The 22,208-nt window shown below is 74.2% G+C and carries 20 protein-coding genes and 1 riboswitch; of the genes, 12 read left to right on the forward strand and 8 right to left on the reverse strand.

All coding sequences use genetic code 11. From position 1 onward, the window contains the following. Positions 1–24: 24 nt before the first annotated feature. The 7 genes from OG310_RS27050 to OG310_RS27080 form a co-directional block, all read right to left on the reverse strand. On the reverse strand, positions 25–1,416 hold the full coding sequence (locus OG310_RS27050) for a cobyrinate a,c-diamide synthase (protein ID WP_329458468.1): 1,392 nt from the start codon (positions 1,414–1,416) through the stop codon (positions 25–27). Positions 1,417–1,561: 145 nt separating this feature from the next. Then, positions 1,562–2,161: a cob(I)yrinic acid a,c-diamide adenosyltransferase gene (gene cobO / locus OG310_RS27055; RefSeq protein ID WP_329458469.1), complete on the reverse strand. Its 600-nt coding sequence runs from the start codon at positions 2,159–2,161 to the stop codon at positions 1,562–1,564. Then, positions 2,161–4,293, reverse strand: a complete 2,133-nt coding sequence (locus OG310_RS27060) for a putative cobaltochelatase (RefSeq protein ID WP_329458470.1) — start codon at positions 4,291–4,293, stop codon at positions 2,161–2,163. The genes cobO and OG310_RS27060 overlap by 1 nt, the downstream gene beginning before the upstream one ends. Positions 4,294–4,368: 75 nt before the next feature. Beyond that, on the reverse strand, positions 4,369–5,892 hold the full coding sequence (locus OG310_RS27065) for a cobyric acid synthase (protein WP_329460404.1): 1,524 nt from the start codon (positions 5,890–5,892) through the stop codon (positions 4,369–4,371). A 92-nt stretch (positions 5,893–5,984) separates the two neighbouring features. After that, entirely contained in the window at positions 5,985–7,025 is a 1,041-nt protein-coding gene (locus OG310_RS27070; protein WP_329458471.1) for a cobalamin biosynthesis protein, read from the reverse strand. Between the two features lie 35 nt (positions 7,026–7,060). Beyond that, a riboswitch (cobalamin riboswitch) is annotated at positions 7,061–7,213 on the reverse strand. 252 nt (positions 7,214–7,465) lie between these two features. Beyond that, the gene (locus OG310_RS27075; protein WP_329458472.1) at positions 7,466–7,663 is read right to left on the reverse strand and encodes a hypothetical protein; all 198 of its coding nucleotides are present in this window, start codon (positions 7,661–7,663) and stop codon (positions 7,466–7,468) included. Positions 7,664–7,778: 115 nt separating this feature from the next. Beyond that, on the reverse strand, positions 7,779–9,023 hold the full coding sequence (locus OG310_RS27080) for an inorganic phosphate transporter (protein WP_329458473.1): 1,245 nt from the start codon (positions 9,021–9,023) through the stop codon (positions 7,779–7,781). A gap of 379 nt (positions 9,024–9,402) precedes the next feature. Between OG310_RS27080 and OG310_RS27085 the strand changes: the two genes are divergently transcribed. From OG310_RS27085 to OG310_RS27115, 7 genes are all read left to right on the forward strand, one after another. Further along, positions 9,403–10,128 (forward strand): class II aldolase/adducin family protein, encoded by a 726-nt coding sequence (locus OG310_RS27085; protein WP_443078901.1) that lies wholly within the window; start codon positions 9,403–9,405, stop codon positions 10,126–10,128. A gap of 61 nt (positions 10,129–10,189) precedes the next feature. Beyond that, positions 10,190–11,317 carry an alpha/beta hydrolase gene (locus OG310_RS27090; RefSeq protein ID WP_329458474.1) on the forward strand — a complete coding sequence of 376 codons (1,128 nt, stop codon included), beginning with the start codon at positions 10,190–10,192 and terminating at the stop codon, positions 11,315–11,317. Positions 11,318–11,517: 200 nt separating this feature from the next. Then, positions 11,518–12,951, forward strand: a complete 1,434-nt coding sequence (locus OG310_RS27095; RefSeq protein WP_443078737.1) for a hypothetical protein — start codon at positions 11,518–11,520, stop codon at positions 12,949–12,951. Positions 12,952–13,326: 375 nt separating this feature from the next. Beyond that, complete coding sequence (gene abc-f / locus OG310_RS27100) at positions 13,327–14,925, forward strand: ribosomal protection-like ABC-F family protein (RefSeq protein ID WP_329458476.1); 1,599 nt, start codon at positions 13,327–13,329, stop codon at positions 14,923–14,925. Between the two features lie 604 nt (positions 14,926–15,529). Continuing rightward, positions 15,530–15,751 carry a helix-turn-helix domain-containing protein gene (locus tag OG310_RS27105; RefSeq protein WP_006123601.1) on the forward strand — a complete coding sequence of 74 codons (222 nt, stop codon included), beginning with the start codon at positions 15,530–15,532 and terminating at the stop codon, positions 15,749–15,751. Between the two features lie 121 nt (positions 15,752–15,872). After that, positions 15,873–16,679, forward strand: coding sequence for an enoyl-CoA hydratase/isomerase family protein (locus tag OG310_RS27110; protein ID WP_329458477.1), 807 nt, complete (start codon positions 15,873–15,875; stop codon positions 16,677–16,679). 521 nt (positions 16,680–17,200) lie between these two features. Beyond that, entirely contained in the window at positions 17,201–18,298 is a 1,098-nt protein-coding gene (locus OG310_RS27115) for a L,D-transpeptidase (protein ID WP_329458478.1), read from the forward strand. Positions 18,299–18,793: 495 nt separating this feature from the next. On the opposite strand, the gene OG310_RS27120 is transcribed toward OG310_RS27115, so the two are convergent. Next, positions 18,794–19,558, reverse strand: a complete 765-nt coding sequence (locus tag OG310_RS27120; RefSeq protein ID WP_329458479.1) for a hypothetical protein — start codon at positions 19,556–19,558, stop codon at positions 18,794–18,796. A 94-nt stretch (positions 19,559–19,652) separates the two neighbouring features. Between OG310_RS27120 and OG310_RS27125 the strand changes: the two genes are divergently transcribed. From OG310_RS27125 to amaP, 5 genes are all read left to right on the forward strand, one after another. Further along, the gene (locus OG310_RS27125; RefSeq protein WP_329458480.1) at positions 19,653–20,195 is read left to right on the forward strand and encodes an Asp23/Gls24 family envelope stress response protein; all 543 of its coding nucleotides are present in this window, start codon (positions 19,653–19,655) and stop codon (positions 20,193–20,195) included. A gap of 83 nt (positions 20,196–20,278) precedes the next feature. Next, complete coding sequence (locus OG310_RS27130; RefSeq protein WP_329458481.1) at positions 20,279–20,506, forward strand: hypothetical protein; 228 nt, start codon at positions 20,279–20,281, stop codon at positions 20,504–20,506. 7 nt (positions 20,507–20,513) lie between these two features. Then, on the forward strand, positions 20,514–20,885 hold the full coding sequence (locus OG310_RS27135) for a hypothetical protein (protein ID WP_329458482.1): 372 nt from the start codon (positions 20,514–20,516) through the stop codon (positions 20,883–20,885). Beyond that, positions 20,882–21,517 carry a DUF6286 domain-containing protein gene (locus tag OG310_RS27140; protein WP_329458483.1) on the forward strand — a complete coding sequence of 212 codons (636 nt, stop codon included), beginning with the start codon at positions 20,882–20,884 and terminating at the stop codon, positions 21,515–21,517. Before OG310_RS27135 ends, OG310_RS27140 begins: the two co-directional genes overlap by 4 nt. Before the next feature lie 10 nt (positions 21,518–21,527). Further along, positions 21,528–22,118, forward strand: a complete 591-nt coding sequence (gene amaP, locus OG310_RS27145) for an alkaline shock response membrane anchor protein AmaP (protein ID WP_329458484.1) — start codon at positions 21,528–21,530, stop codon at positions 22,116–22,118. Positions 22,119–22,208 lie beyond the last annotated feature (90 nt).

Here is a 22,208-nt window from a genome sequence, read left to right on the forward strand (position 1 = left end):
TGCCCCGGAGCCCGTGGGCCGCCCTCACGGGCTGCTCGCCGACGCCGCGGCGCGGGATACGAAGCGGGCCGCGAACTCCGGTGTGGCCGCCCAGTGCGTGTGCAGGTAGCTGGCGTGCACCCCGCGCCGTACGAACCCCTCCATGTGCCGCTCGGGGCGCACAAAGCCCCAGGCCGGGTAGGTGCCCGCGCGCGGCTGCAGGACCGTGCGGTGGAACTCGTGGCCGCGCGTGCGCGCCCCGGCCTCCGCGATCGAGCTGTCGCCGATGGCGACGGCCTCCCGGTAGCCGAGGGTCAGCCGGTCCGTCATCCGCGCGTCGGCGTCCAGCACCCCGCACATCTGCCGCCCGTCGAGCGACCGCGCCAGATACAGCAGCCCGGCGCACTCCGCGGCGACCGGCGCACCCGAATGCGCCAGTGTGGCCACCGCGCGCCGCAGTTCGTCGTTGGCCGACAGTTCGGGCGCGAACACCTCGGGGAAGCCTCCGCCCACCACCAGGCCGGCGGTGCCGGGCGGCAGCCCGTCGTCGTGCAGCGGGTCGAAGGACACGACGTCCGCGCCCGCCGCCGTCAGCAGTTCGGTCTGCTCGGCGTACGAGAACGTGAACGCCGAGCCGCCCGCGACCGCGACCACCGGCCGCCGGTCCGTGACGGCCTCGCCGCCGACGGCCGCCACCGGATCCCAGGCCCGCGCGTCGAGCGGCGGCGCCGAGCGCGCGAGGGCCAGCAAGCCGTCCAGGTCGCACCCGGCGCGTACGTGCTCCGCGAGCGCACGCGTCGCCGCGACCGCGTCCGCGTGCCGTTCCGCGACCGGTACGAGCCCGAGGTGGCGCGAGGGCGTGTTCACGCCGTCCGAGCGGCGCAGCACCCCCAGCACGGGCACCCCGCAGTCCTCCAGGGCGTCGCGCAGCAGCTGTTCGTGCCGGTCGCTGCCGACCTTGTTCAGGATGACCCCGCCGACCCGTACGTCCGGGTCGAACGAGAGGAATCCGTGCACCAGCGCCGCCACGGACCGCGACTGCGAGGACGCGTCCACCACGAGCACGACCGGCGCGCGCAGCAGCTTGGCCACGTGTGCGGTCGACGCGAGCTCGCCGAGGCCCGCCGCACCGTCGTACAGCCCCATCACGCCCTCGACGACCGCGAGGTCGCAGCCGGCGGAGCCGTGCGCGAACAGCGGACCGATCAGCTCGGGCCCGCACATGTACGCGTCGAGGTTGCGGCCGGGCCGCCGGACCGGGCCGCCGCCGGAGACGGCGAGCGCGTGGTAGCCGGCGTCGATGTAGTCCGGGCCGACCTTGTGCGGCGAGACGATCAGGCCGCGCTCGGAGAACGCGGCCATCAGCCCGGTGGCGACGGTGGTCTTGCCGCTGCCCGAGGAGGGCGCGGCGATGACCAGCCGGGCGACGGCGGTCATCGCGCGGCCCCCGCCGCCGGACGTCCAGTGCGGTGGTCGCGGTGCCGGCCCCCGACGCGGAGTGCCGCGCCGGCCCCCGCACCGGGACGCTCAGCGGTGCGCGGCCCGCTCCCCGGCCCGGCGGTTCTCCGAGTACCGCGCGAGGTCACCATTCGATGCCTCGCTGGCCCTTCTGGCCCGCGTCCATCGGGTGCTTCACCTTCGTCATCTCCGTCACGAGGTCCGCGAAGTCCATCAGCTCCTGCGGCGCGTTGCGGCCCGTGATCACCACGTGCTGGGTGCCGGGACGGTCCCGCAGGACCTCGATCACCTCGGCGGTGTCCACCCAGCCCCAGTGCAGCGGGTACGCGAACTCGTCCAGCACGTACAGCCGGTGCGTCTCGGCCGCGAGGTCGCGCTTGACCTGCTCCCAGCCCTCGCGGGCCGCCTCCTCGTTGGAGAGCTGGCTGTCCCGCTGGACCCACGACCAGCCCGCGCCCATCTTGTGCCAGGCGACACTCCCGCCCTCGCCGCTCGCGCCGAGCGTCGTGAGTGCCTTCTCCTCGCCGACCTTCCACTTCGCGGACTTCACGAACTGGAACACCCCGATCGGCCACCCCTGGGTCCAGGCGCGCAGCGCGAGCCCGAAGGCCGCGGTCGACTTGCCCTTCCCCGGGCCCGTGTGGACGAGGACCAGCGCCCGGTTGCGGCGCTGGCGTGTGGTGAGGCCGTCGTCAGGGACGGCCTCCGGCTTTCCCTGGGGCATCAGGCGACCCTTCGCAGCTCGTTGGTGGTGGTGTGCCGCGCGGTACGCGCGTGCTGTTCGTCCCGTACGTCCTTGACGAGGCCCGCGATCGAGTCCGCGCGCAGTTCGTCCAGCGTCACCGCGGTGCCACCGAGCGAGGTCGCGAGCGAGCGGGCGAGACCGAGCCGTACGGGTCCCGACTCGCAGTCCACGACGACCGACGCGATGCCCTCCGCCGCGTGCAGGGAGGCGGCCCGGGCGGCCTGCGCCACGGCGGCCCCGCCGCCGGCCGCCGTCGCGCGCCCGTCGGTGACGACGACGAGCAGCGCGCGGCGCGCGGGGTCCCGCAGCCGCTCCACGCGCAGCACGTCGTGCGCCTTCAGCAGCCCCGCCGCCAGCGGCGTGCGGCCGCCCGTCGGCAGTGACTCCAGGCGGGCCGCCGCCGCGTCGACGGACGAGGTGGGCGGCAGCGCGAGCGCCGCGTCCCGGCCGCGGAAGGTGATCAGGCCGACCTTGTCCCGGCGCTGGTAGGCGTCGAGGAGCAGCGACAGCACGGCGCCCTTGACCGCGCCCATGCGCTGCCGGGCCGCCATCGAGCCGGACGCGTCCACGACGAACAGCACCAAGTTGCCCTCACGGCCCTCGCGGGTCGCCTGCCGCAGGTCGTCGCGGCGTACGAGCAGTCCCCGCCCGACGCGGCCGCGGGCCCGCTGGTGGGGCGCGGCGGCCTGCACGGTCGCGGCGAGGTGCAGCTTGGTCAGCGCGCCCCGGGGCCGCCGGGACCCGGTGGTCCTGCCGTGTTCGGTGCGCGCCCTGGAACGGCGTCCGGCCGCGCCCTCGCCGAGGCCGGGCACGGTGAGGACGCGGGCCCGGAAGGGTTCGCCGGCGCCGGTGGCGGGGCGTTCGGCCGGGGCGGAGCCCTGCCGGGGGACACCGTTGCCCGCCGGTTCCGGGGAGTCGGGGGAGCCGTCCGACGCGGGATCCTGTCCGGCCTCCGGCTCCTCGGGCGCCGGGGCGCCGCCGGAGCCCGGGCCGTCCGGTCCCGGGCCGCCGCCGGGTCCGTCCGGGCCGTCGTCCCCGCCGTCGCCGTCCGGGTCGTTCCCCTCGGGACCCGGTCCTTCCGGTTCGGGCCCGGGGGTGTCGTCGTCGAACTCGTCGAGCGTGCTGTCGAGCTTGTCCTCGTCCAGGCCCGGCGCGTCGAACGGGTTGCGGCGCCGCCGGTGCGGCAGCGCGAGCAGAGCCGCCTGCCGCACGTCGTCGGGGGTGACCTCCTCGCGTCCGGCCCACGCGGCGAGCGCGGTCGCGGTACGGGCCATGACGATGTCCGCCCGCATCCCGTCGACCTCGAACGCCGCGCAGGTCGCGGCTATCCGGCGCAGTGCCCCGTCGCCCAGCACGACACGCGGCAGCAGCGCCCGGGCCGCGACGATCCGCTCCCGCAGCGCCCCCTCCTCGTCCGCCCACCGGGCCGCGAAGGCCTCCGTGTCGTCGTCGTAGGCGAGCCGGCGGCGTACGACCTCGACCCGCAGGTCGGGCTCCCGGGACGCGGCGACCTCGACGGTGAGCCCGAACCGGTCCAGCAGCTGCGGGCGCAGCTCGCCCTCCTCCGGGTTCATGGTGCCCACGAGGAGGAAGCGGGCCGCGTGCCGCACCGAGACGCCCTCCCGCTCGACGTAGGAGGCGCCCATGGCGGCGGCGTCCAGCAGCAGGTCGACGAGGTGGTCGTGGAGCAGGTTGACCTCGTCGACGTAGAGCACCCCCCGGTGCGCGTCGGCGAGCAGGCCCGGCTCGAAGGCCTTGACCCCCTCCGCGAGCGCCCGCTCGATGTCGAGCGCGCCGACGAGCCGGTCCTCGGAGGCGCCGACGGGCAGCTCCACCATGCGCGAAGGCCGGTGCACGGCGGGCTCGTTGCCGTGCGGGCCGTCGGGGCACTGCGGGTCGGGAGCGGCCGGGTCACAGGAGAACCGGCACCCGGCGACGACGCTCAGCTCCGGCAGCAGCGCGGAAAGCGCCCGCACGGCCGTGGACTTGGCGGTTCCCTTCTCCCCCCGCACCAGCACACCGCCGACGGCGGGACTGACGGCGTTGAGCAGCAGGGCGAGCCGGAGGTCGTCCATGCCGACGACGGCGGTGAAGGGATAGGGGGTGGTCATGAATCTCCTTTGCTACGTGAGCCGTTCGGGGCGTGGAAGCGGGCGCCGCGTGGCCGGGGGCGGCGGCGGGGGTGCTCACGGCATCTGACACGGCGCCCCCGGCGGTACGAACGGGAGCCCCGGCGGCGCGCCCGTCTCGATCAGCCGCAGCAGCGCGGCCGTGTCCGCGTGCTCCTCCACCAGGTCCGCGAGCCGGTCCAGCTGTGCCTCGCGCAGCACCCCGAACTCGGTGTCCGGCGCCACTACGAAGCGCCGGCCGGCCTCGCGCGCCACCCGTGTCAGGTACGCGCGCCGGAACGCGTCGTTCTCCAGGACCCCGTGCCAGTGCGTGCCCCGGACCGCGCCGACGACGCAGCCGTCCGGGTCCTGGCCGCCCGCGGGGCCGGGCGTCACGAACGGCTCGCCGCCGCCGACCGACGCCACCCCGTGGTGGATCTCGTAGCCCTCGACCCGCTCGCCGAGTGCGGTCCCCACCGGCCGCGCCAGCGTCTTGTCCGCCGCGAAGCGCACCCGTACCGGCAGCAGACCGAGGCCCGGTACGGCCCCCGCCCGCGACTCGACGTCGTCCTCGATCCGTTCGCCGAGCACCTGGTACCCGCCGCAGATCCCGAGCACCGGTCGCCCCTCGGCCGCCCGCCGGGCCAGCTCGTGGGCGAAACCGCGCTCGCGCAGCCAGGCCAGCGCGCGGACCGTGCCGCGCGTGCCCGGTACCACCAGCAGGTCCGCGTCGGCCGCCTCGTCCACGCGGTCCACGAACCGCACGCGTACGCCCGGTTCCGCGGCCAGCGCGTCGACGTCGGTGAAGTTCGACATCAGCGGAAGCGCGCACACGGCGACGCGCAGCACCTCGTCGCCGACGGGCGGCAGGGCGGACCCGCTCGCGCGGACGCCGAGACCGCCGTCCTCCTCGTCGATGCCGAGCCCCTCGCGCCAGGGCAGGACCCCGTACGTGGGCCGCCCCGTGAGTTCCTTCAGCATGTCCAGTCCCGGCGTCAGCAGCGACACGTCCCCCCGGAACTTGTTCACCAGGTAGCCCGCGACGAGCGACTGGTCCTCCCGGCTGAGCAGCGCCGTCGTACCGAAGAACGACGCGAACACCCCGCCGCGGTCGATGTCGCCGACCACCACCACCGGCAGCCGCGCGGCCCGCGCGATGCCCATGTTCACGATGTCCGTACGGCGCAGGTTGATCTCGGCCGGGCTGCCGGCGCCTTCGCATATCACCGCGTCGTAGGTCGCCCGCAGCTCCGCCAGGCACTCCAGCACCGTGCCGAGCAGCGCCTCCTGGCGTCCTCCGTGGTAGCCGCGCGCGCTCAGCTCGCCCACCGGCCGCCCCATCAGCACCACTTGGCTGCTCGACTCGCCACCCGGCTTCAGCAGCACCGGATTCATCAGGGCGGTCGGCTCGACGCCGGCGGCCCGTGCCTGCATCGCCTGCGCGCGGCCGATCTCCGCGCCCTCACGTGTGACGAACGAATTCAGTGACATGTTCTGGCCCTTGAACGGCGCCACCTTCATGCCCTGCCGCGCGAGCCAGCGCACGATGCCGGCCGTCACCACGCTCTTGCCCGCGTCCGAGGTCGTGCCCGCGACCAGCAGACCACCGCCCCGTCCCGAGCCGCCCCGTCCCGAGCCGCCCCGCGCTCCCCGGGCGCCGTCGGGCGCGCCACCGGGCAGACCCGTCACCCCTGTCACCGCCGTACCTCCCCGCTCCGCCACGCCGTCGCCCACCCCGATCGCCGCACGGGTTCCCGCGCGCTTCCCGCCAGCGATCCCCGTATGGCTCCCCATGCCAGCCGCCCCGTCACACACGCCGCGAGTGCGAGCCAGGTCACGCGCCGCGACAGGCGTACCGCCCGCTCGACGTCCGGGACCTCCACTTCGCGCAGCCCCTCGCCCAGCACCGGCCGCTGCTCCACCCGCCCGCCGTAGGCCAGTGTCCCGCCGAGCCGTACGCCCAGCGCGCCCGCGAACGACGCCTCGACCGGGCCCGCGTTGGGACTCGGGTGGCGGCTCGCGTCGCGTCGTACGACCCGCAGCGCACGGCGCGGCGCGCCGCCCGCGAGGACCGCGAGCGCGGCCGTCAGCCGGGCGCCCGGCCATCCGACGGCGTCGTCGAGGCGCGCCGACGCCCAGCCGAACCGCAGGTAGTGGGACGAGCGGTGGCCGACCATCGCGTCCAGCGTGTTCACGGCGCGGAAGCCCACGAGACCCGGGACACCCGCGAGCGCGCCCCACACGAGCGCGCCGACGACCGCGTCGGAGGTGTTCTCGGCGACCGACTCGACGACGGCCCGCGCGAGTTGCCGCTCGTCCAGGGCCTGGGGGTCGCGCCCGCACAGGTGCGGCAGCCGGGTACGCGCCGCCTCGACGTCGCCGGCCGTGAGGGCGGAGCCGATGAGTGCGGCCTCGCGGGCGAGGGAGGTGCCGCCGACGACGGCCCAGGTGGCTGCCGCGCCCAGGGCGAGCGAGGCGGTGCGCCGGTCCCGCAGTGCCCGGGCCGCCAGCGAGGCCGCGCCTGCGGCCGACCCGACGCAGACGGCGGTGAACAGGGCCCCGCGTCCCCGGTCGTCGTGCCACAGCAGCCGCTCCGCGGCGCCGGCGCACCGCCCGAAGGCGGCGACAGGATGGCCGCGGCGCGGATCACCGAGCACGGCGTCGGCGATCAGGCCGAGCCCGGCGGCCGCGCCGAACGCGAAGGTGTCCTTGACGGCTCTGCCACGGGCAGGCATGGGGCAGTGTCCTCACTCAGGGTCCGCGCCCCGGCTCGACGTGAAACACGGCGGCGAGAGTTCCTGGCTCCCGGCGCGCCCCGGGGGCGCTCACCGGTGACAGTGGCGGGACCGCGCCGGATTCGCACCGGCTTCCTCTGTTGCTGCCGCGGTAATGGCCACGGAAGTCCACCACGCCCCACAACGCCCGTCAACCTCACCCTTGACCTGCGGTGGTGCAGTGTGCGAAGAGCCACACCCGGGCCCGGGCGGACACGTCATAAGGGCTCCCGGCGGGCACGCACGCGCCGTGTCCGGGCGGCCCGCCCGCGCGGACCGGCGGCGCCGGGCACTTCGGTACCGGCGCCGCTCCGGCGCCCGTACCCGGCGGGCCCGTGACGCGCCGAAGTCCCTCGCGTGCCCGGGCACGCGAGGGACTTCGGCCGTCCTGCGAGAAGCGCTCAGCCGACGATCAGGAAGATCCCGTACGCGACGGCCGCCGCGCACAGGGCGAAGCAGGCGTACGCGGCGGATGTGACGACCACCGAGCCCTGCTTGGCGAGCCCCACGGTGCCCAGGGCGAACAGGCCCACCAGGGCCACGCTCACCAGCAGGCTGACGCCGAAGACACTGCCGACGGATGCCCAGTCGATGTTCATACGGCCGTGTCCCTGTCCTTGTCCCTGACGGTGGCCCGGTGCACGCACCCGGCCCGATTCGGCTGTCCCTCGCGGGCGAAGGCGGTGATGCGGGCCGCACCCGCCGCCGGGCCGCTCATGCCGCGGCCGACTGCGGAGGCGCGGGCGCGGCGGCGGCCGGCGCGGGCGCGGGGATGGTCGCGCTGAGGTCCCCGTCCTGCTCTCGGGCGCCGGCACCGGATGGCGCGGCCACGGCGGCCCCGGCGGGCTGCGTGGTCATGCCGCTCGCCGTCACGCTCTGCGCGGTGACGGGCCGTCGGCGGGCCGCCAGCCAGATGACCGTGGAGGCGGCCACCAGTACGGCCGCCACCACCGCGATGCCCCAGGCACCCTGCCCGGCGACGAACTCCGCGCCCGCCGCGACCAGCGCGGCGGCCGGCAGCGTCAGGCACCAGGCGATCGCCATCCGCGACGCGGTCGACCAGCGCACCACCCCGCCCTTGCGGCCGAGGCCCGCGCCCATCACGGCGCCCGAGCACACCTGCGTGGTGGAGAGCGAGAAGCCGAGGTGCGAGGAGGCGAGGATCGAGATCGCCGCGCTGGTCTGCGCCGCGAAGCCCTGCTGCGGGCGCAGGTCGGTCAGGCCGGTGCCCATGGTGCGGATGATCCGCCAGCCGCCGATGTACGTGCCGAGGGCGATCGCCAGACCCGAGCAGACGATGACCCAGACCGGCGGATTGGAGCCGGGAGCGATCACGCCGCCGGTGACGAGCGCGAGCGTGATCACTCCCATCGTCTTCTGCGCGTCGTTGGTGCCGTGTGCGAGGGAGACCAGCGCGGCGGAGGCGATCTGCCCCGCGCGGTAGCCCTTCGCGGTGGCCGCGTCGCCCGTGTGCCGCCCGATGCGGAAGGTCAGGCGGGCGGCGACGAGCGCCGCGAGCCCGGCCACCGCCGGGGCGGCGACCGCGGGGAGGAGGACCTTGGTGATCACCACGTCGCCGTTGACCGCCGAGGCGCCCGCGGACATCACGGCCGCGCCGATCAGGCCGCCGAACAGGGCGTGCGACGAACTCGACGGGAGTCCCAGCAGCCAGGTGACGAGGTTCCAGAGGATGGCACCGACCAGGGCCGCGAAGATGACCTGGGTTCTGATGCCCGACTCGTTGACGATCCCGCCGGAGATCGTCTTGGCGACCTCCACCGACAGGAAGGCGCCGACGAGGTTCAGGGCGGCGGACATCGCCACCGCGATCTTGGGGTTGAGCGCACCGGTCGAGATGGTCGTGGCCATCGCGTTGGCGGTGTCGTGGAAGCCGTTCGTGAAATCGAACGCGAGGGCTGTCGCGATCACGACCGCGAGCAGCAGCGTCACATGCTCCATGTACCCAGGCAATCGTTCGACGGGGTGTGTGGCCGAGATGAACGTAGGGAGCGTGGATGAACGCAAGGTGAACTGGGTCGGTATTCGCGGTGTCTCTCCTGACGATTCGCCCCGGACCCCGTCCCCGGAGCCCCCCGTATCACGGAGGACATCCGAGGCGACGTGAGCCCCGTACGCAACCGTGCGCGAGCCCGGGACCGTTCGCGCGCACCCCTTTCTCGCGGCCGGCGCGCGCGCCCTCCCCTCCCGCGCGCCTCGTTCCCGGAGCCCACGACTCCGCCGGGACCGCAGCCCGGATCCCCCTGCCCGCGGCGGACGTGCCCGGGACCGCTCCCGGCCGCCCCCGGCGTGGCGCTGGCACGATCTCCCCATGACAGAGATGACAGAGATGACGGATCAGCAGGCGGACCGGCTCAGGGACGCGCTGACCGGGCCGTGGCTCGACCTCGTCGCCACCGCCCGCAGGACCGCCGCGGAGGGCCTCGTCGTCGGCACCTCGGGCAATGTGTCCGTCCGCGTGGACGACCTCGTCCTCGTCACCCCCAGCGGCGTGGCCTACGACCGGCTCGGCGCGGCGGACACCGTCGCCGTACGCCTGGACGGCACGCGGGTCCTCGGCGCCTTCACCCCCACCAGCGAACTGCCCATGCACCTCGCCGTGTACCGCACCACCGACGCCCAGGCGGTCGTCCACACCCACGCCGTGCACGCCACCGCCGTCTCCACGCTCGTCCCCGAACTGCCGCTCGTGCACTACATGACCGCCGCGCTCGGCGGGCCCGTGCGGGTCGCGCCCTACGAGACGTACGGCAGCGACGCCCTCGCCGAGCGGATGCTCGAAGCGCTGGAGGGCCGGTCCGGCTGCCTCCTGCAAAACCACGGCGCCCTGACCTACGGGGCCTGTCTCGACCAGGCGTACGACCGCACGGCGCAGCTGGAGTGGATGTGCCGGGTGTGGCTCACCGCCGCGGCGGTGCCCGGCCGGGAGCCCTCGCTGCTGTCACGGGAGGAGATCCGCAGGGTCGGGGAGAAACTCGCGGGCTACGGCCAACGCCCCGCCGGCGGGGCAGGCCCGGGGCCGGGGGGCACGGGCGGACAGGGCTGAACGGCCCCACCGGGGCCGACGCCCACTGGCGCGGGCGGGCGGGGCCCCGGACACTTGGGGAGTGCGCCCCGCTACAGCGACGGCAGCTGCCGTCACCACAGTGATCGGGATCGGTGCGGCTGCGGCAGTCGCGGCCGGCCGCTACGCGAGCGACGCGGCACTCAAGGCACCTCCCCGACGGCCCCTGCCCAGCGACCCGAAGGTCACCGTGCACGGCACCGCGGCCGGTCGGATCACCCTCACCCGCAGCCTCGCGTCACTGCGTCCCGGCACGTACGGCCTGAAGGGGCCCGGCGTGCATGCCGCCGTCGGTCCGGTGGTCGGGGGCGCCGAGCGCAGCGCGGACACCGTCGTACGGCGGCTCCTGCGGGTCAGTCAGGGCAGGCTCACGCCGGGCACCAGGCTCTGGCTCACGCCCGAGGTGTACGCGGGTGACCCCCGCAGCGCGCTCGGCCTCGACCACCGCGAGGTGCTCGTCCCCGGGGAACTGGGCGACGCGCCCGCCTGGTTCGTGCCCGGCACCCGCGACACCTGGGTCATCTGCGTCCACGGCCTCGGCACCGGCCGGGCCCAGACGATGAACCTCATGCCGTTCCTCACCGAGCGGCGCTTCCCCCTCCTCGCGGTGTCCTACCGGGGCGACGAGGGCGCGCCCCGCCCCAGGGAGGGCCTCGGTCACCTCGGCGAGACGGAGTGGCGCGATCTCGACGCGGCCATCGGCTTCGCCCTGCGCGGCGGTGCCCGGCGCGTGGTTCTCTACGGCTGGTCCGTCGGCGCCACCATGGCGCTGCGCTGCGCCGTCGGCTCCGAGCGCAGGTCGCGCATCAGCGGACTGGTCCTCGACTCACCCGTGCTGGACTGGCGCGCCACCCTCAGGGCCCTGGCGTCGGCCCGTACCCCGGCGCCGCTCGTGCCGCTGGCCGTGCGCGCGGCCGAGGGCAGGACGGGGCTGGACACCCACCGGAGCGCGACGGCCGACTTCCCCCACCGCCTCAAGATCCCGACCCTGATCCTGCACGGCCCCGGCGACACCGTCGCCCCGTGGGCCGCGTCCCGTGCCATGGCCCGCCAGAGGCCCGACCTGATCAGTCTCCACACGGTTCCGAATGCGCCCCACGCGGCCATGTGGAACGCCGACCCCGAAAAGTACGAGGAGGCCCTGCGCCGCTACATCACCCCGCTGATGTGAGGTGATACCCCGGGCATCGACCCGAGTACACCGCCCCCGACCTGCTCTCACGCCCTTCGGTCCACCGAGCACCACCGCCCCGCGCGGGCGCCGGCACACACCGGACAAAGTGGCGCGAGCCACCTCCGCGCCGCCGACAACCAGCCCGCACGACACGTTCCGTTTGGGCTTTCGGGCGGACAGCGGGGAGACTGCCATCCGTGACGTCCCGAAAGCCTGATGAGCAATTGGCGCGCAACTCCAGACTCCGACTCGTCCCGTCGCAGCCACTGGCCTCCGCACGACGGGCCGTGACCACCGGACGCAATCGCCAGGCACCCCGGCCGCCGGAGGGCACCCCGCCCCGTGCGGAGCTGGCCCGCCAGGCGAGGGCCGTCCTGTCCGATGCGGTGCGGATGGCCCGCTGGGCCGCCGCGGACCGCGACCCTGGGGCGGGGCCCCTGGGTCCGAAGGCCCTGGAACGGGCTGTCACCACGCTGGATCTGACGGCCTCCCAGGCGCACACGGCGTGGGACCGGGCCAAGCTCTCCGGCCTCGTGGAAGTCCACGACGGCGTCGTACGCCCCGGCTGGCGGCTGCACGCGTGGGACAGCGACGACAGTGCCGTCCTGCGCGGCTGGGTGGCCCTGTTCGACGCGTGGTCGCTGATCCACCTCGCGCCCGCCGGCGTCGACCCCGGCCTCGTCGCCGAGGTCGTCGAGTCCGTCCCCCAGGTGCTCTCGCTCCTGCAGCTCTCCGCCGGTCCCGTCACCGCGCCCGCCCTGCTCGACCTGCTGGCGCAGCGGGTGGCGGAACTCCACGAGGAACGCTGCGAGATCCCCGACGGCCCGGCGGCACCGGTCCCCGCCGACGGTGACGCGCCGGCAGCGGCGGCCCGGCCCGACACCGGCTCGGCTGCGGTGCCCACGGCCGCCTCCCTCGCGCCGCTGCTGCGCTGGGCGCTGGAGGGCCTGGCCTCGGTGGGAGCGCTCGTCCTCGGCCACGGCCAGGCCACCCTCACCCCCCTCGGCAGCTGGGCGGTGTGGGTCAAGCTGGAGCAGATCTGCGTCGCGGCGCAAAGCCCCGCGGGCAACATCGAGCAGTCCGCGCAGGACATGCTCCGCGGCTGCGCCCAGCTCACCCCGGGACCCGCCCGCGCCGAGTACCGCGCCTGGCTCGCCGCCCGCACGGTCTCCAGCGCGGTCGGCGAGCTCGTCACCGTCGCCCGGGGCGAGGACGCCCTGCTGCGCGGCCTCGCCTTCGAGGCGCTGCGCGTCGTCGGGGCCCCGGCCGAGACCGCCGTGCGCGGTGTCGTCGAGGAGCCCCAACTACGCCCCTACGCGCTGATCTGGCTCGCCGAGTACGAGGGGGCCGACCCCGAGGACGCGCAGGAGGTCCTCACCCGCGAGGAATCCACCTGGCTCTGGGTCGACACGGCCGCGGCCGTCGCCGACCACGGCGACAGCGAACTGCTCGTACGGCACCTCGACTCGGCCGTGCAGGGCAACGTGCCCACCCTCATCGCGGAGGTCCGGGCCATAGGGCATCCCCGAACCGTCCAGGTGCTCGTCGCCCTCGCCGCCGCCCATCCCGACCCGGCGCTCGCCAAAGCGGTGCGACGGGCGGCCTTCCAGGTCCACACCGGCGGAGTCTGACGCGGTCGCGGTCGCCGTCGCGTCCGGCGGTCCCGCCGGTCGCGACGCGCACCCCGGCGCCGGGCTCTCCCGGGCCCCTTCACGCCCGTCCCGGGGGCTGTGCCCTCCCCGGCGTGTGCCCGCCGTCCCCGCAGTCGACTGTGAGCCGGATCTCAGTCTCCGGCCGGCCGCGGGCGGCGGGGCGCCGCGGCCTCCCGCCGGAGCCGGGGATACGCAGGCCGCGGCCCCGGCGTTCTCCCGCCCGGCGACGGCTGCTTGTACAGGGCGGGCGCGCCGACCGCTAGAATGGCGGTATGGCAATTCTCCTTGTGCATTAGCGGCGTCGAAGAATCTCCGCCTGCCCTTCCGCCGTCCTTCCCGCCCTGGAGTCTTTCCGTGATCACCGCAACCGGTGTCGAGCTGCGCGCCGGAGCCCGCATCCTCATCGAGTCCGCAACGTTCCGTGTCGCCAAGGGCGACCGCATCGGTCTGGTCGGCCGCAACGGCGCCGGCAAGACGACGCTCACCAAGTGCCTCGCGGGGGAGGCCCAGCCCGCCGCGGGCACCATCACCCGGGGCGGCGAGGTCGGCTACCTCCCGCAGGACCCGCGCACCGGGGACCTCGACATCCTGGCCCGTGACCGGGTCCTGTCCGCGCGGGGCCTCGACACCGTGCTGAAGAAGATGCGGGAGAACGAGGAGCGCATGGCCAACGGCCAGGGCGCCACCCGCGAGAAGGCGATGAAGAAGTACGAGCGCCTGGAGACGGAGTTCCTCACCAAGGGCGGGTACGCCGCCGAGGCCGAGGCCGCCACCATCGCCGCCGCGCTGGGCCTGCCCGATCGGGTGCTGGGCCAGCCGCTGCACACGCTCTCCGGTGGTCAGCGCCGCCGTATCGAGCTGGCGCGGATCCTCTTCTCCGACGCGGACACGCTGCTTCTGGACGAGCCGACCAACCACCTGGACGCCGACTCGATCGTCTGGCTGCGGGACTACCTCAAGACCTATCGCGGCGGTTTCATCGTCATCTCCCACGACGTGGACCTGGTGGAGACGGTCGTGAACAAGGTGTTCTACCTGGACGCGAACCGCTCGCAGATCGACATCTACAACATGGGCTGGAAGCTGTACCAGCAGCAGCGTGAAGCCGACGAGAAGCGCCGCCACCGCGAGCGCGCCAACGCCGAGAAGAAGGCCGCGGCACTGAACGCGCAGGCCGACAAGATGCGCGCGAAGGCCACCAAGACCGTCGCCGCGCAGAACATGGCCCGCCGCGCCGAGCGGCTGCTCGCGGGCCTCGAAGAGGTGCGGGCGTCGGACAAGGTCGCCAAGCTGCGCTTCCCCGAACCGTCGCCGTGCGGCAAGACGCCGCTGACGGCCGAGGGCCTGTCGAAGTCGTACGGCTCGCTGGAGATCTTCACCGACGTCGACCTCGCGGTCGACAAGGGCTCCCGGGTCGTCATCCTGGGCCTGAACGGCGCGGGCAAGACGACACTGCTGCGACTGCTCGGCGGGGTGGAGAAGCCGGACACCGGCACGGTCGTGCCGGGATACGGGCTCAAGCTCGGGTACTACGCGCAGGAGCACGAGACCCTCGACCCCGAACGTTCGGTCCTGGAGAACATGCGCTCCTCCGCGCCCGACCTGGACCTGGTGGAGGTCCGCAAGACGCTGGGCTCCTTCCTGTTCTCGGGCGACGACGTCGACAAGCCCGCCGGAGTGCTCTCCGGCGGTGAGAAGACCCGGCTGGCGCTCGCCACGCTGGTCGTCTCCTCGGCCAACGTGCTGCTGCTGGACGAGCCGACCAACAACCTCGACCCGGCCAGCCGCCAGGAGATCCTCGGAGCGCTGCGCACGTACAAGGGCGCGGTCATCCTCGTCACCCACGACGAGGGCGCGGTCGAGGCCCTGGAGCCGGAGCGGATCATCCTGCTGCCGGACGGGGTCGAGGACCTGTGGGGAGCCGACTACAAGGACCTGGTCGCGCTCGCCTGAGCCCTCGCGCAGAGGCGTACGGGGCCTTCGGGGTCTCCGGGACGCGCGGATGCCCCGATGAGCGGCGCGGCGCGCGGGATCGGGCCCCCGGGGCGGGCGGATCGCGGCTCCGGTCCGCGGGCGGCGGTACCCGGGTCGGTGCGGGCCCTCGCGGGACCGCGCGGACCACCCGGCCGACCCCCGGCCGCCCGCCCGGTGCCCGGCCGGACGGCACTCACCGTGGCCGCCCGCTCACCGTCGGACGTCCGTGCGGGTGGACGGCCGCGCCGGCCCGGCCGGTGATCAACTTCGTATGGATCATTCGGCTCAGCGGTGATCCATCATCTGGGGGAGAGCGTCTACTGCCGCGGCGCGGCTGCGTGCGGATAGCACGTATCGTGCCCGACTTCCGCTTTTTGGCCGGAAAACCTCGCTGACCAGGCACTTCTTTCCGGTTGTCGGCGGAATCCCGTCATGATCGCCGCTGGAACGGCCAATTCCATTCGTGCTGAAATGTTGAAGTGCGGTCCAGCATGTCGAGCGGACCTTGCCGAATGGGTGGCCAGGACGGCCGCTAGGGGTGATCATGAGAAGTCCAGAGCGCACTTCCCATGAGGAGGCACGGGTGGCCGAGACTCTGAAGAAGGGCAGCCGGGTGACCGGCGCCGCGCGCGACAAGCTCGCGGCAGACCTCAAGAAGAAATACGACTCCGGTGCGAGCATCAGGGCACTGGCCGAGGAGACCGGCCGGTCCTATGGGTTCGTCCACCGGATGCTGAGCGAGTCCGGAGTGACCCTGCGGGGGCGTGGCGGAGCCACGCGCGGCAAGAAGGCCGCTTCGGCCTGAGAGCCGCCGGTTCGGCGGGTGACCCCTGGGCGGTCGTGATGATCGTCCGGTGGTTACTGTGCAGTCACTTAGCAGCGCGCCCCCGGGCGTGACTGTGCGACTGCCCGAACCGGAGGCCCGCATGACCACATCGGAATCGCTCGATCCCGTACCCGTAGTCGACAAGGACGGCGTGCGGCTGACCATCGAGGACGCCGTCGCCACGGTGACGCTGACCAATCCGGCCAAGCGCAACGCCCAGTCTCCCGCCCTCTGGCGGGCGTTGGCCGAGGCCGGGGCGTCACTGCCGGGCTCGGTCCGGGTCGTCGTGGTGCGCGGGGAGGGCATGTCGTTCTCCGCGGGTCTCGATCGTCAGGCGTTCACCCCGGAGGGCTTCGAGGGTGAGCCGTCGTTCCCTGATCTGGCGCGGCTCGGTGACGCCGAACTGGACTCCGCGATCGCGGAGTACCAGTCGGGCTTCACCTGGCTGCGACGCAACGACGTCCTGTCGGTGGCCGCCGTGCAGGGGCATGCGATCGGTGCCGGTTTCCAGCTCGCGCTCGCCTGCGACCTGCGTGTGGCGGCCGACGACGCCCAGTTCGCCATGCGCGAGACCAGTCTGGGCATCGTTCCCGACCTCGCGGGCAGCCATCCCCTCGTGGGCCTGGTGGGATACGCCCGCGCTCTCGAAATCTGCGTGACGGGCCGGTTCGTCCACGGGGACGAGGCGGAGCGCATCGGGCTGACCAATCTCACCGTTCCGCGCGCCGACCTGGACGCGGCGGTGTCCGACCTGACGGCGGCCCTCCTCGCGGCCCCCCGGTCCGCGGTCATCGAGACGAAGGCGCTGCTGCGCGGCGCGTCGGGCCGTACGTACGACGAGCAGCGGGCGGCCGAGCGTGCTGCCCAGGCCAGGCGCCTGCGGGACCTGGCCGGTCTCGGCGACTGACGCGCCCCGCGCCGCGGGTGCCGGACGGGCCGGCCGCTTCCCGATCCGGCTTCCCGGGGCGTGCGTTCCTCGCGGCCCCGGGCGCGGCCGTCCCGTTGCGTTGCGGGCTTCCCGGGGCGTGCGTTCCTCGCGGCCCCGGGCACGGCCGTCCCGTTGCGGGGCGCTCCTGGGGGCCGTCGGCGCGGCCCGGTCCCTCGGGTCCTTTCGGCATCCTCGGCACGGCGCCGGCAGCGGGAATTCCCCGGCCCGGGCGAGGTGGATTCGTGATCAATTCCAAAGATCAATTCCCGTTGATCATATGCAAGGACGGGACTCATCTCGCCTTCGGAATGGCCGAATTCCGTCCTCGTGTGAGATCACTCTCGCTCCGTCGACGCTGTGAAAAGGCGCGATTTGGCGTGCCCTTTGCCCGCCCTGTGCCAGTCTCTAAGGGGTTCGAATGCGTGACGCGATCCACGAAGCGGGATGTGCGGTGCGCGAAGGCGTACCTCTGACGCAATGACACGAGTGGGGCAGCGAGAATGGGCCGTGGCAAAAGCAGCATAGGTACGGCGCTCCTGGTGGGGGCGGTACTCGCGGGGGCGGGGGCGTGCGGGGCCGGGGGAGCGACCGCCTCGGCCGACGCCCGGACCCCGCCCGCGACTCAGGCGCCACCCCCGTCGGCGAGTGCCTCCACGGCGCCCTCACCCTCGGCATCCGCCTCCTCGGCGTCGCCCTCGGCCTCCGCGACCCCCTCGGGCACGCCCTCGGGGCAGGTCCAGGCATCGGTGACAGCCGCGCCGACCCCGAAGAAGACGCCCGCCAAGCCGCCGATGCTGCTCAACACCATCACGCCGACCAACGGCGCGACCGTCGGTGTGGCCATGCCCGTGTCCGTCGTCTTCACCGACCCGGTGGCGCCCTCGGCCCGCGCGACGGTCGAGCGGCACCTCAAGGTGTCGGCCTCACAGGCGACGACCGGCGCCTGGCACTGGATGAGCGGCACGCGCGTCGACTGGCGTCCCAAGACGTACTGGCACTCCGGTACGAAGGTGTCGGTGAACGCCGACCTGGCGGGTGTGAGCAACGGCAACGGCCGTGTGGGGACGCACAGTTACTACCACAGCTTCACCATCGGGGAGGACGTCGAGGCGACCGTGTCGGTCACCGGCCACTCGATGAAGGTCACCCATGACGGGACGACCGTACGCACCGTGCCGATCGACGCCGGCAGCAAGTCGTGGCCCTCCTGGGACGGCACCATGGCGGTGATCGACAAGCAGCCGAAGGTCCGGATGACCTCGTGCAGCGTCGGTATCAGCTGCAACAAGAAGGACAAGGACTACTACGACCTCACGCTGCCGTGGGACGTGCACCTCACGAACTCCGGCACGTACCTGCACTACTCGACCGGCGACCCGTACCCGGGCCACAGCGTCGGCTCCCACGGCTGTGTGCACCTCTCCCTGGCCGACGCGAAGTGGTTCTACAACTACGTGAAGCAGGGCGACCCCATCACGATCACGGGATCCCCGCGCGGCAAGGCGGCGCCCGACAACGGCTACGCCGATTTCAACCTCTCCTGGTCGCAGTGGCTTGCCGGCAGCGGAAGCGGCGCGCAGACGACCCTCCCGTACTGACCCCGCCCCGATCCGGCCCTCCGCCCCGTTCCGCGCTCCCGCGGGACGGGGCGGAGGCGGTTGAACCGGGGATTTCGAGCCTGCGGTGGCCGAAACCGCCGACGCGGCGTGGGTGCATGCCGTGGCGGGAGCGGATAAACGCCCTGGAAGGGCGGGAAAGGCGGCGGTGCCGAATTAGCCGGGGGGCCGGGGGAATTCGGGAACCCGCGAGGGGCCGGGCGTCGGTTGCCGCGGACAGGGAGCCGTCGCACACCGGAGCAGGAGACACGGCGCCCGATTTTCGCGACCGTGCCGGGTGCCGGGTGCCGGGTGCCGGGTGCCGGGTGCCGGGTGGCCGCGTCCCGTCGGCCGGGGCGCCGCGATGGAGGCACGAGCCCCGCGTCCCGGCGGGCGGAGCCTTGGCCGCACGCGGCGGCAGTCGCGCGGCGCGGGCCCCACCGGGTGCCGCCGAGCGCGGGCCCCACCCGGGTGCCCACGATCGGGGGGCACCCGGGGTCACGGCCGCGCAGCCTCCGGGGCCGCGGCGATCTCCGTCACGACGACCGCGACCGACCGCGCGCCGGGCCGCTCCCGCGCCAGCGCGACCCGCACCGCCCGCGCCACGTCGAGCACCCGGTGCCCAGCGGACGTCGCCAGTTCCACCCGCAGGTCGCCCTCGGAGGACTCGCTCAGCCCACGCCCCAGCACCGCCGTCAGATGCGCCACCCCGGGGACGTCCGAGACGCCGGGTACCCCGTCCGGGCCAACGGGCCCCGACCTTTGCGCGACAGGCTCCCGCGCGGCCGGTTCCCCCTCGTCCCCCCGCAGTCCCGTCACCCGCAGGTCCACCGCCTCCACCCGCAGCCCGAGCCCGTCGCGGGCACAGGCGAGCAGGGCCGCCCGCAGCCGCTGGGCCAGGGCGGGCAGGGGCTCGTCCCGGGCCGCCTCGAACTCCGCCTCGATCCTGAGCGGTCCGGGCGGCTGCGCGCTCCACGGCACCGGCGGTACAGGCGCGAGCGCCGCATCGCCCGTGGGGCCGGGGGCCTTCGGGTCTTCTCCGCCCTCCTCGTCGTCCGCGGGGCCCACCCGTACGCGACCGAGGGTCAGGGCCCCGCCCGTGCCCGCCGCCCCGGCGGCGCGCAGCGCCCTTGCGGCCGCCGCTTCGGCGAGCCAGGAGCCGTCCTCGGCCGAGCCCAGCGGCAGCAGTCTGCCGAGCCCCAGCCGTCGTCGTACCCCCGCCTGCCACCCCTCGCTGCCGTGCGTGTCGTGCGCAGTCGTCATGGGCTCAGCCTGCCGTATCCGTGGCGCGCGGTCCGGCAAGCGCACCTAATGTGAGAGCGAGAGCAGGAAACCGCCCGGAAAGGGACGAATGGCTATGCCTGAGAACACACCGCGTGACCAGTTCGGTTCGACCGGCTCCGGCGGTTCCAGTGCGACACCGCCGTCGTCCTCCTCGGGTTCGCCGTCGTCGTCCTCGCCGTCGTCCTCCTCGGGCTCAGCGGGCAGGCGCGGCGGCGGGGCCCCCGCCACACGCGGCAGGACGACCATCGCCGACGGCGTGGTCGAGAAGATCGCGGGGCTCGCGGCGCGCGACGTCGTCGGGGTCCATGCCATGGGCAGCGGCGTCTCCCGGACGTTCGGCGCCATGCGCGAGCGCGTGCCGGGCGGCGGGAGCGGCAAGTCCGTGACACGCGGCGTCAAGGCCGAGGTCGGCGAGGTCCAGACGGCGCTCGACCTGGAGATCGTCGTGGACTACGGCGTGGCCATCGCCGACGTGGCGCGCGACGTGCGGGAGAACGTCATCGCCGCCGTGGAGCGGATGGCCGGCCTCGAAGTCGTCGAGGTCAACATCGCGGTCAGCGACGTCAAACTGCCCGACGAGGACGATGACGACGACCAGGACTCCCGACTGCAGTGAGCGGCGGCTGAGCCGACCGCCCCCGGGAGCACAGCGCGAACCACGCGGTACCGACGCGGAACCGACAGCGAGCGGAGTACGGGATGAGCATGGCGGTGGCCGGCCTAGCGGCCGGCATGGCACTGGGCTTCGCCGGGTATTTCGGCGGCTTCGGCGCGTTCGTGGTGGTGGCCGTGCTCGGCGCGATCGGGTTCGCCGCGGGCCGGTTCGCGGACGGCGACCTCGAACCGGGAGACTTCTTCCGGAGCCGCGATCGCGACCGGGACCGGAGCCGCGACCGCGACTTCGGCCGTGACGAGCGCCGGCGGTGAGCGCGACATGACGACGGTTCACCCGACGGCGGACTCCGGCGACGTGAGCCCGGGGGAGCGCGGCTCGACGTCGATCGCGGATCGCGTCGTCGCGAAGATCGCCGCGCAGGCGGCACGTGAGGCGCTCTTCCGCGGCGTACCGGCGGGCGGCGATGTTCCGCACGCCGTCGTCACCGTGCACAAGAACCACGCGCGGGTGCGGATCGGGGTGGAGCTCGACTACCCGTCCGACATCGGCGCGCAGTGCGGCGCGGTCCGCGTGCACGTCGCCGAGCGGGTGCACCACCTCGCCGGGATGACCGTCCCCGAAGTGCAGGTGCAGGTCGAGCGCCTGCACTCCGTCCACTCCCGCGCCGCGGCGGCGGGGAGGTCCCGATGAGCGAGGAACGGCCCACCGAGGCCCTGCCGGTGCGGCACCACGAGCGGCCCGAGGAGGCCGGGGCGCACCAGGGCGCGTACGAGCACCGGCGGGCTGGCCGGTTCTGGTCGGCACGGCGCTTCCCGGCGGCCCTCGTGGCCGCCGTCGTGCTGGGCGCTTCGGGTCTGCTGCTCTACGACGTGGTCTCGGTGCGGGCGGACCGGCCGGCCATGTACTGGCGGCGCTGGCTCGCCCGCGAACTCGCCCGGACGCAGTTCGACTCGACGGCCGCGCTGACCGGTGGGGCCATCGCCATGGCGGTCGGCGTCTGGCTGATCTGGCTGGCCCTCACCCCCGGCCTGCGGGCCGTGCTGTCGATGCGCCGCTCCGTTCCCGACGTACGGGCCGGGCTGGACCGGGACGCCGCCGCGCTGGTGCTGCGCGACCGGGCCATGGAGGTCCCCGGTATCCAGTCCGTGAAGGTACGGATGAAGCGGCACAAGGCGAAGGCCCGCGCGCAGTCGCACTTCCGGCCGTTGGACGACGTGCGGGGGGACCTGGAGGAGGCGCTCGCCCTCGGGGTCCGCGACCTGGGCCTCGCGAGGCCCCCGTCCGTCACGGTGAAGGTCCGCAGACCGGCGAAGAAGGGATGAGTGACGACGGATGTTCCGACTGCTGCGGCTCGTGAACCGGCTGGCGCTCGGCCTGATCGGCCTGGTCCTGCTGTGCGCGGGCGGGGTGGTGGTCGCCCTCGGCGCCCAGTGGTCCGTGCCGTCCTGGTGGCCCTACAACGGACCGCACGACACCCTGCTCAGCCACGCGGACCGGTTCCGGTGGCGGGGCGACGGCTGGTTCTGGCCCGTGGTGATCGCGGCGCTGGTGGCACTGGTGGTGCTGACGCTGTGGTGGCTGCTCGCGCAGCCGCGGCGGGCCCGGCTGCCGGAGGTCCTCGTCGACAGCGGTGACGGCGAGGGCGCACGGGTGAGGGGCCGCGCCCTGGAGGACGTCCTGGAGCGGGAGACCGAGGCACACGACGGAGTGGCGCGGGCGCAGGCCCTGCTGACGGGCCGTCGGCGCCGGGCGCCCGCCGCACGTATGCGGGTGCTGCTGGAGCCGTACGCGGCCCCGGAGGAGACCCTGGGCAGGGTGACCGACGAGGCGCTCGCGCACGCCCGGGACTCAGCGGGGCTGGAGTCGCTGCCGGCGGAGATCCGCATGCGCGCCGCCCGGCACCGCGCGGAACGCGTGCGGTAGGCGCACCGCCCCCACCGTCCCCGGGCCGTCGCGGGCCGGCCTCTCGGCGTAGCGGTCCGCCGGTCCGCCGGTCCGCCGGGCGAGCGGACC

It is taken from the genome of Streptomyces sp. NBC_01497 (assembly GCF_036250695.1).
In the GTDB taxonomy this organism is placed as follows: domain Bacteria; phylum Actinomycetota; class Actinomycetes; order Streptomycetales; family Streptomycetaceae; genus Streptomyces.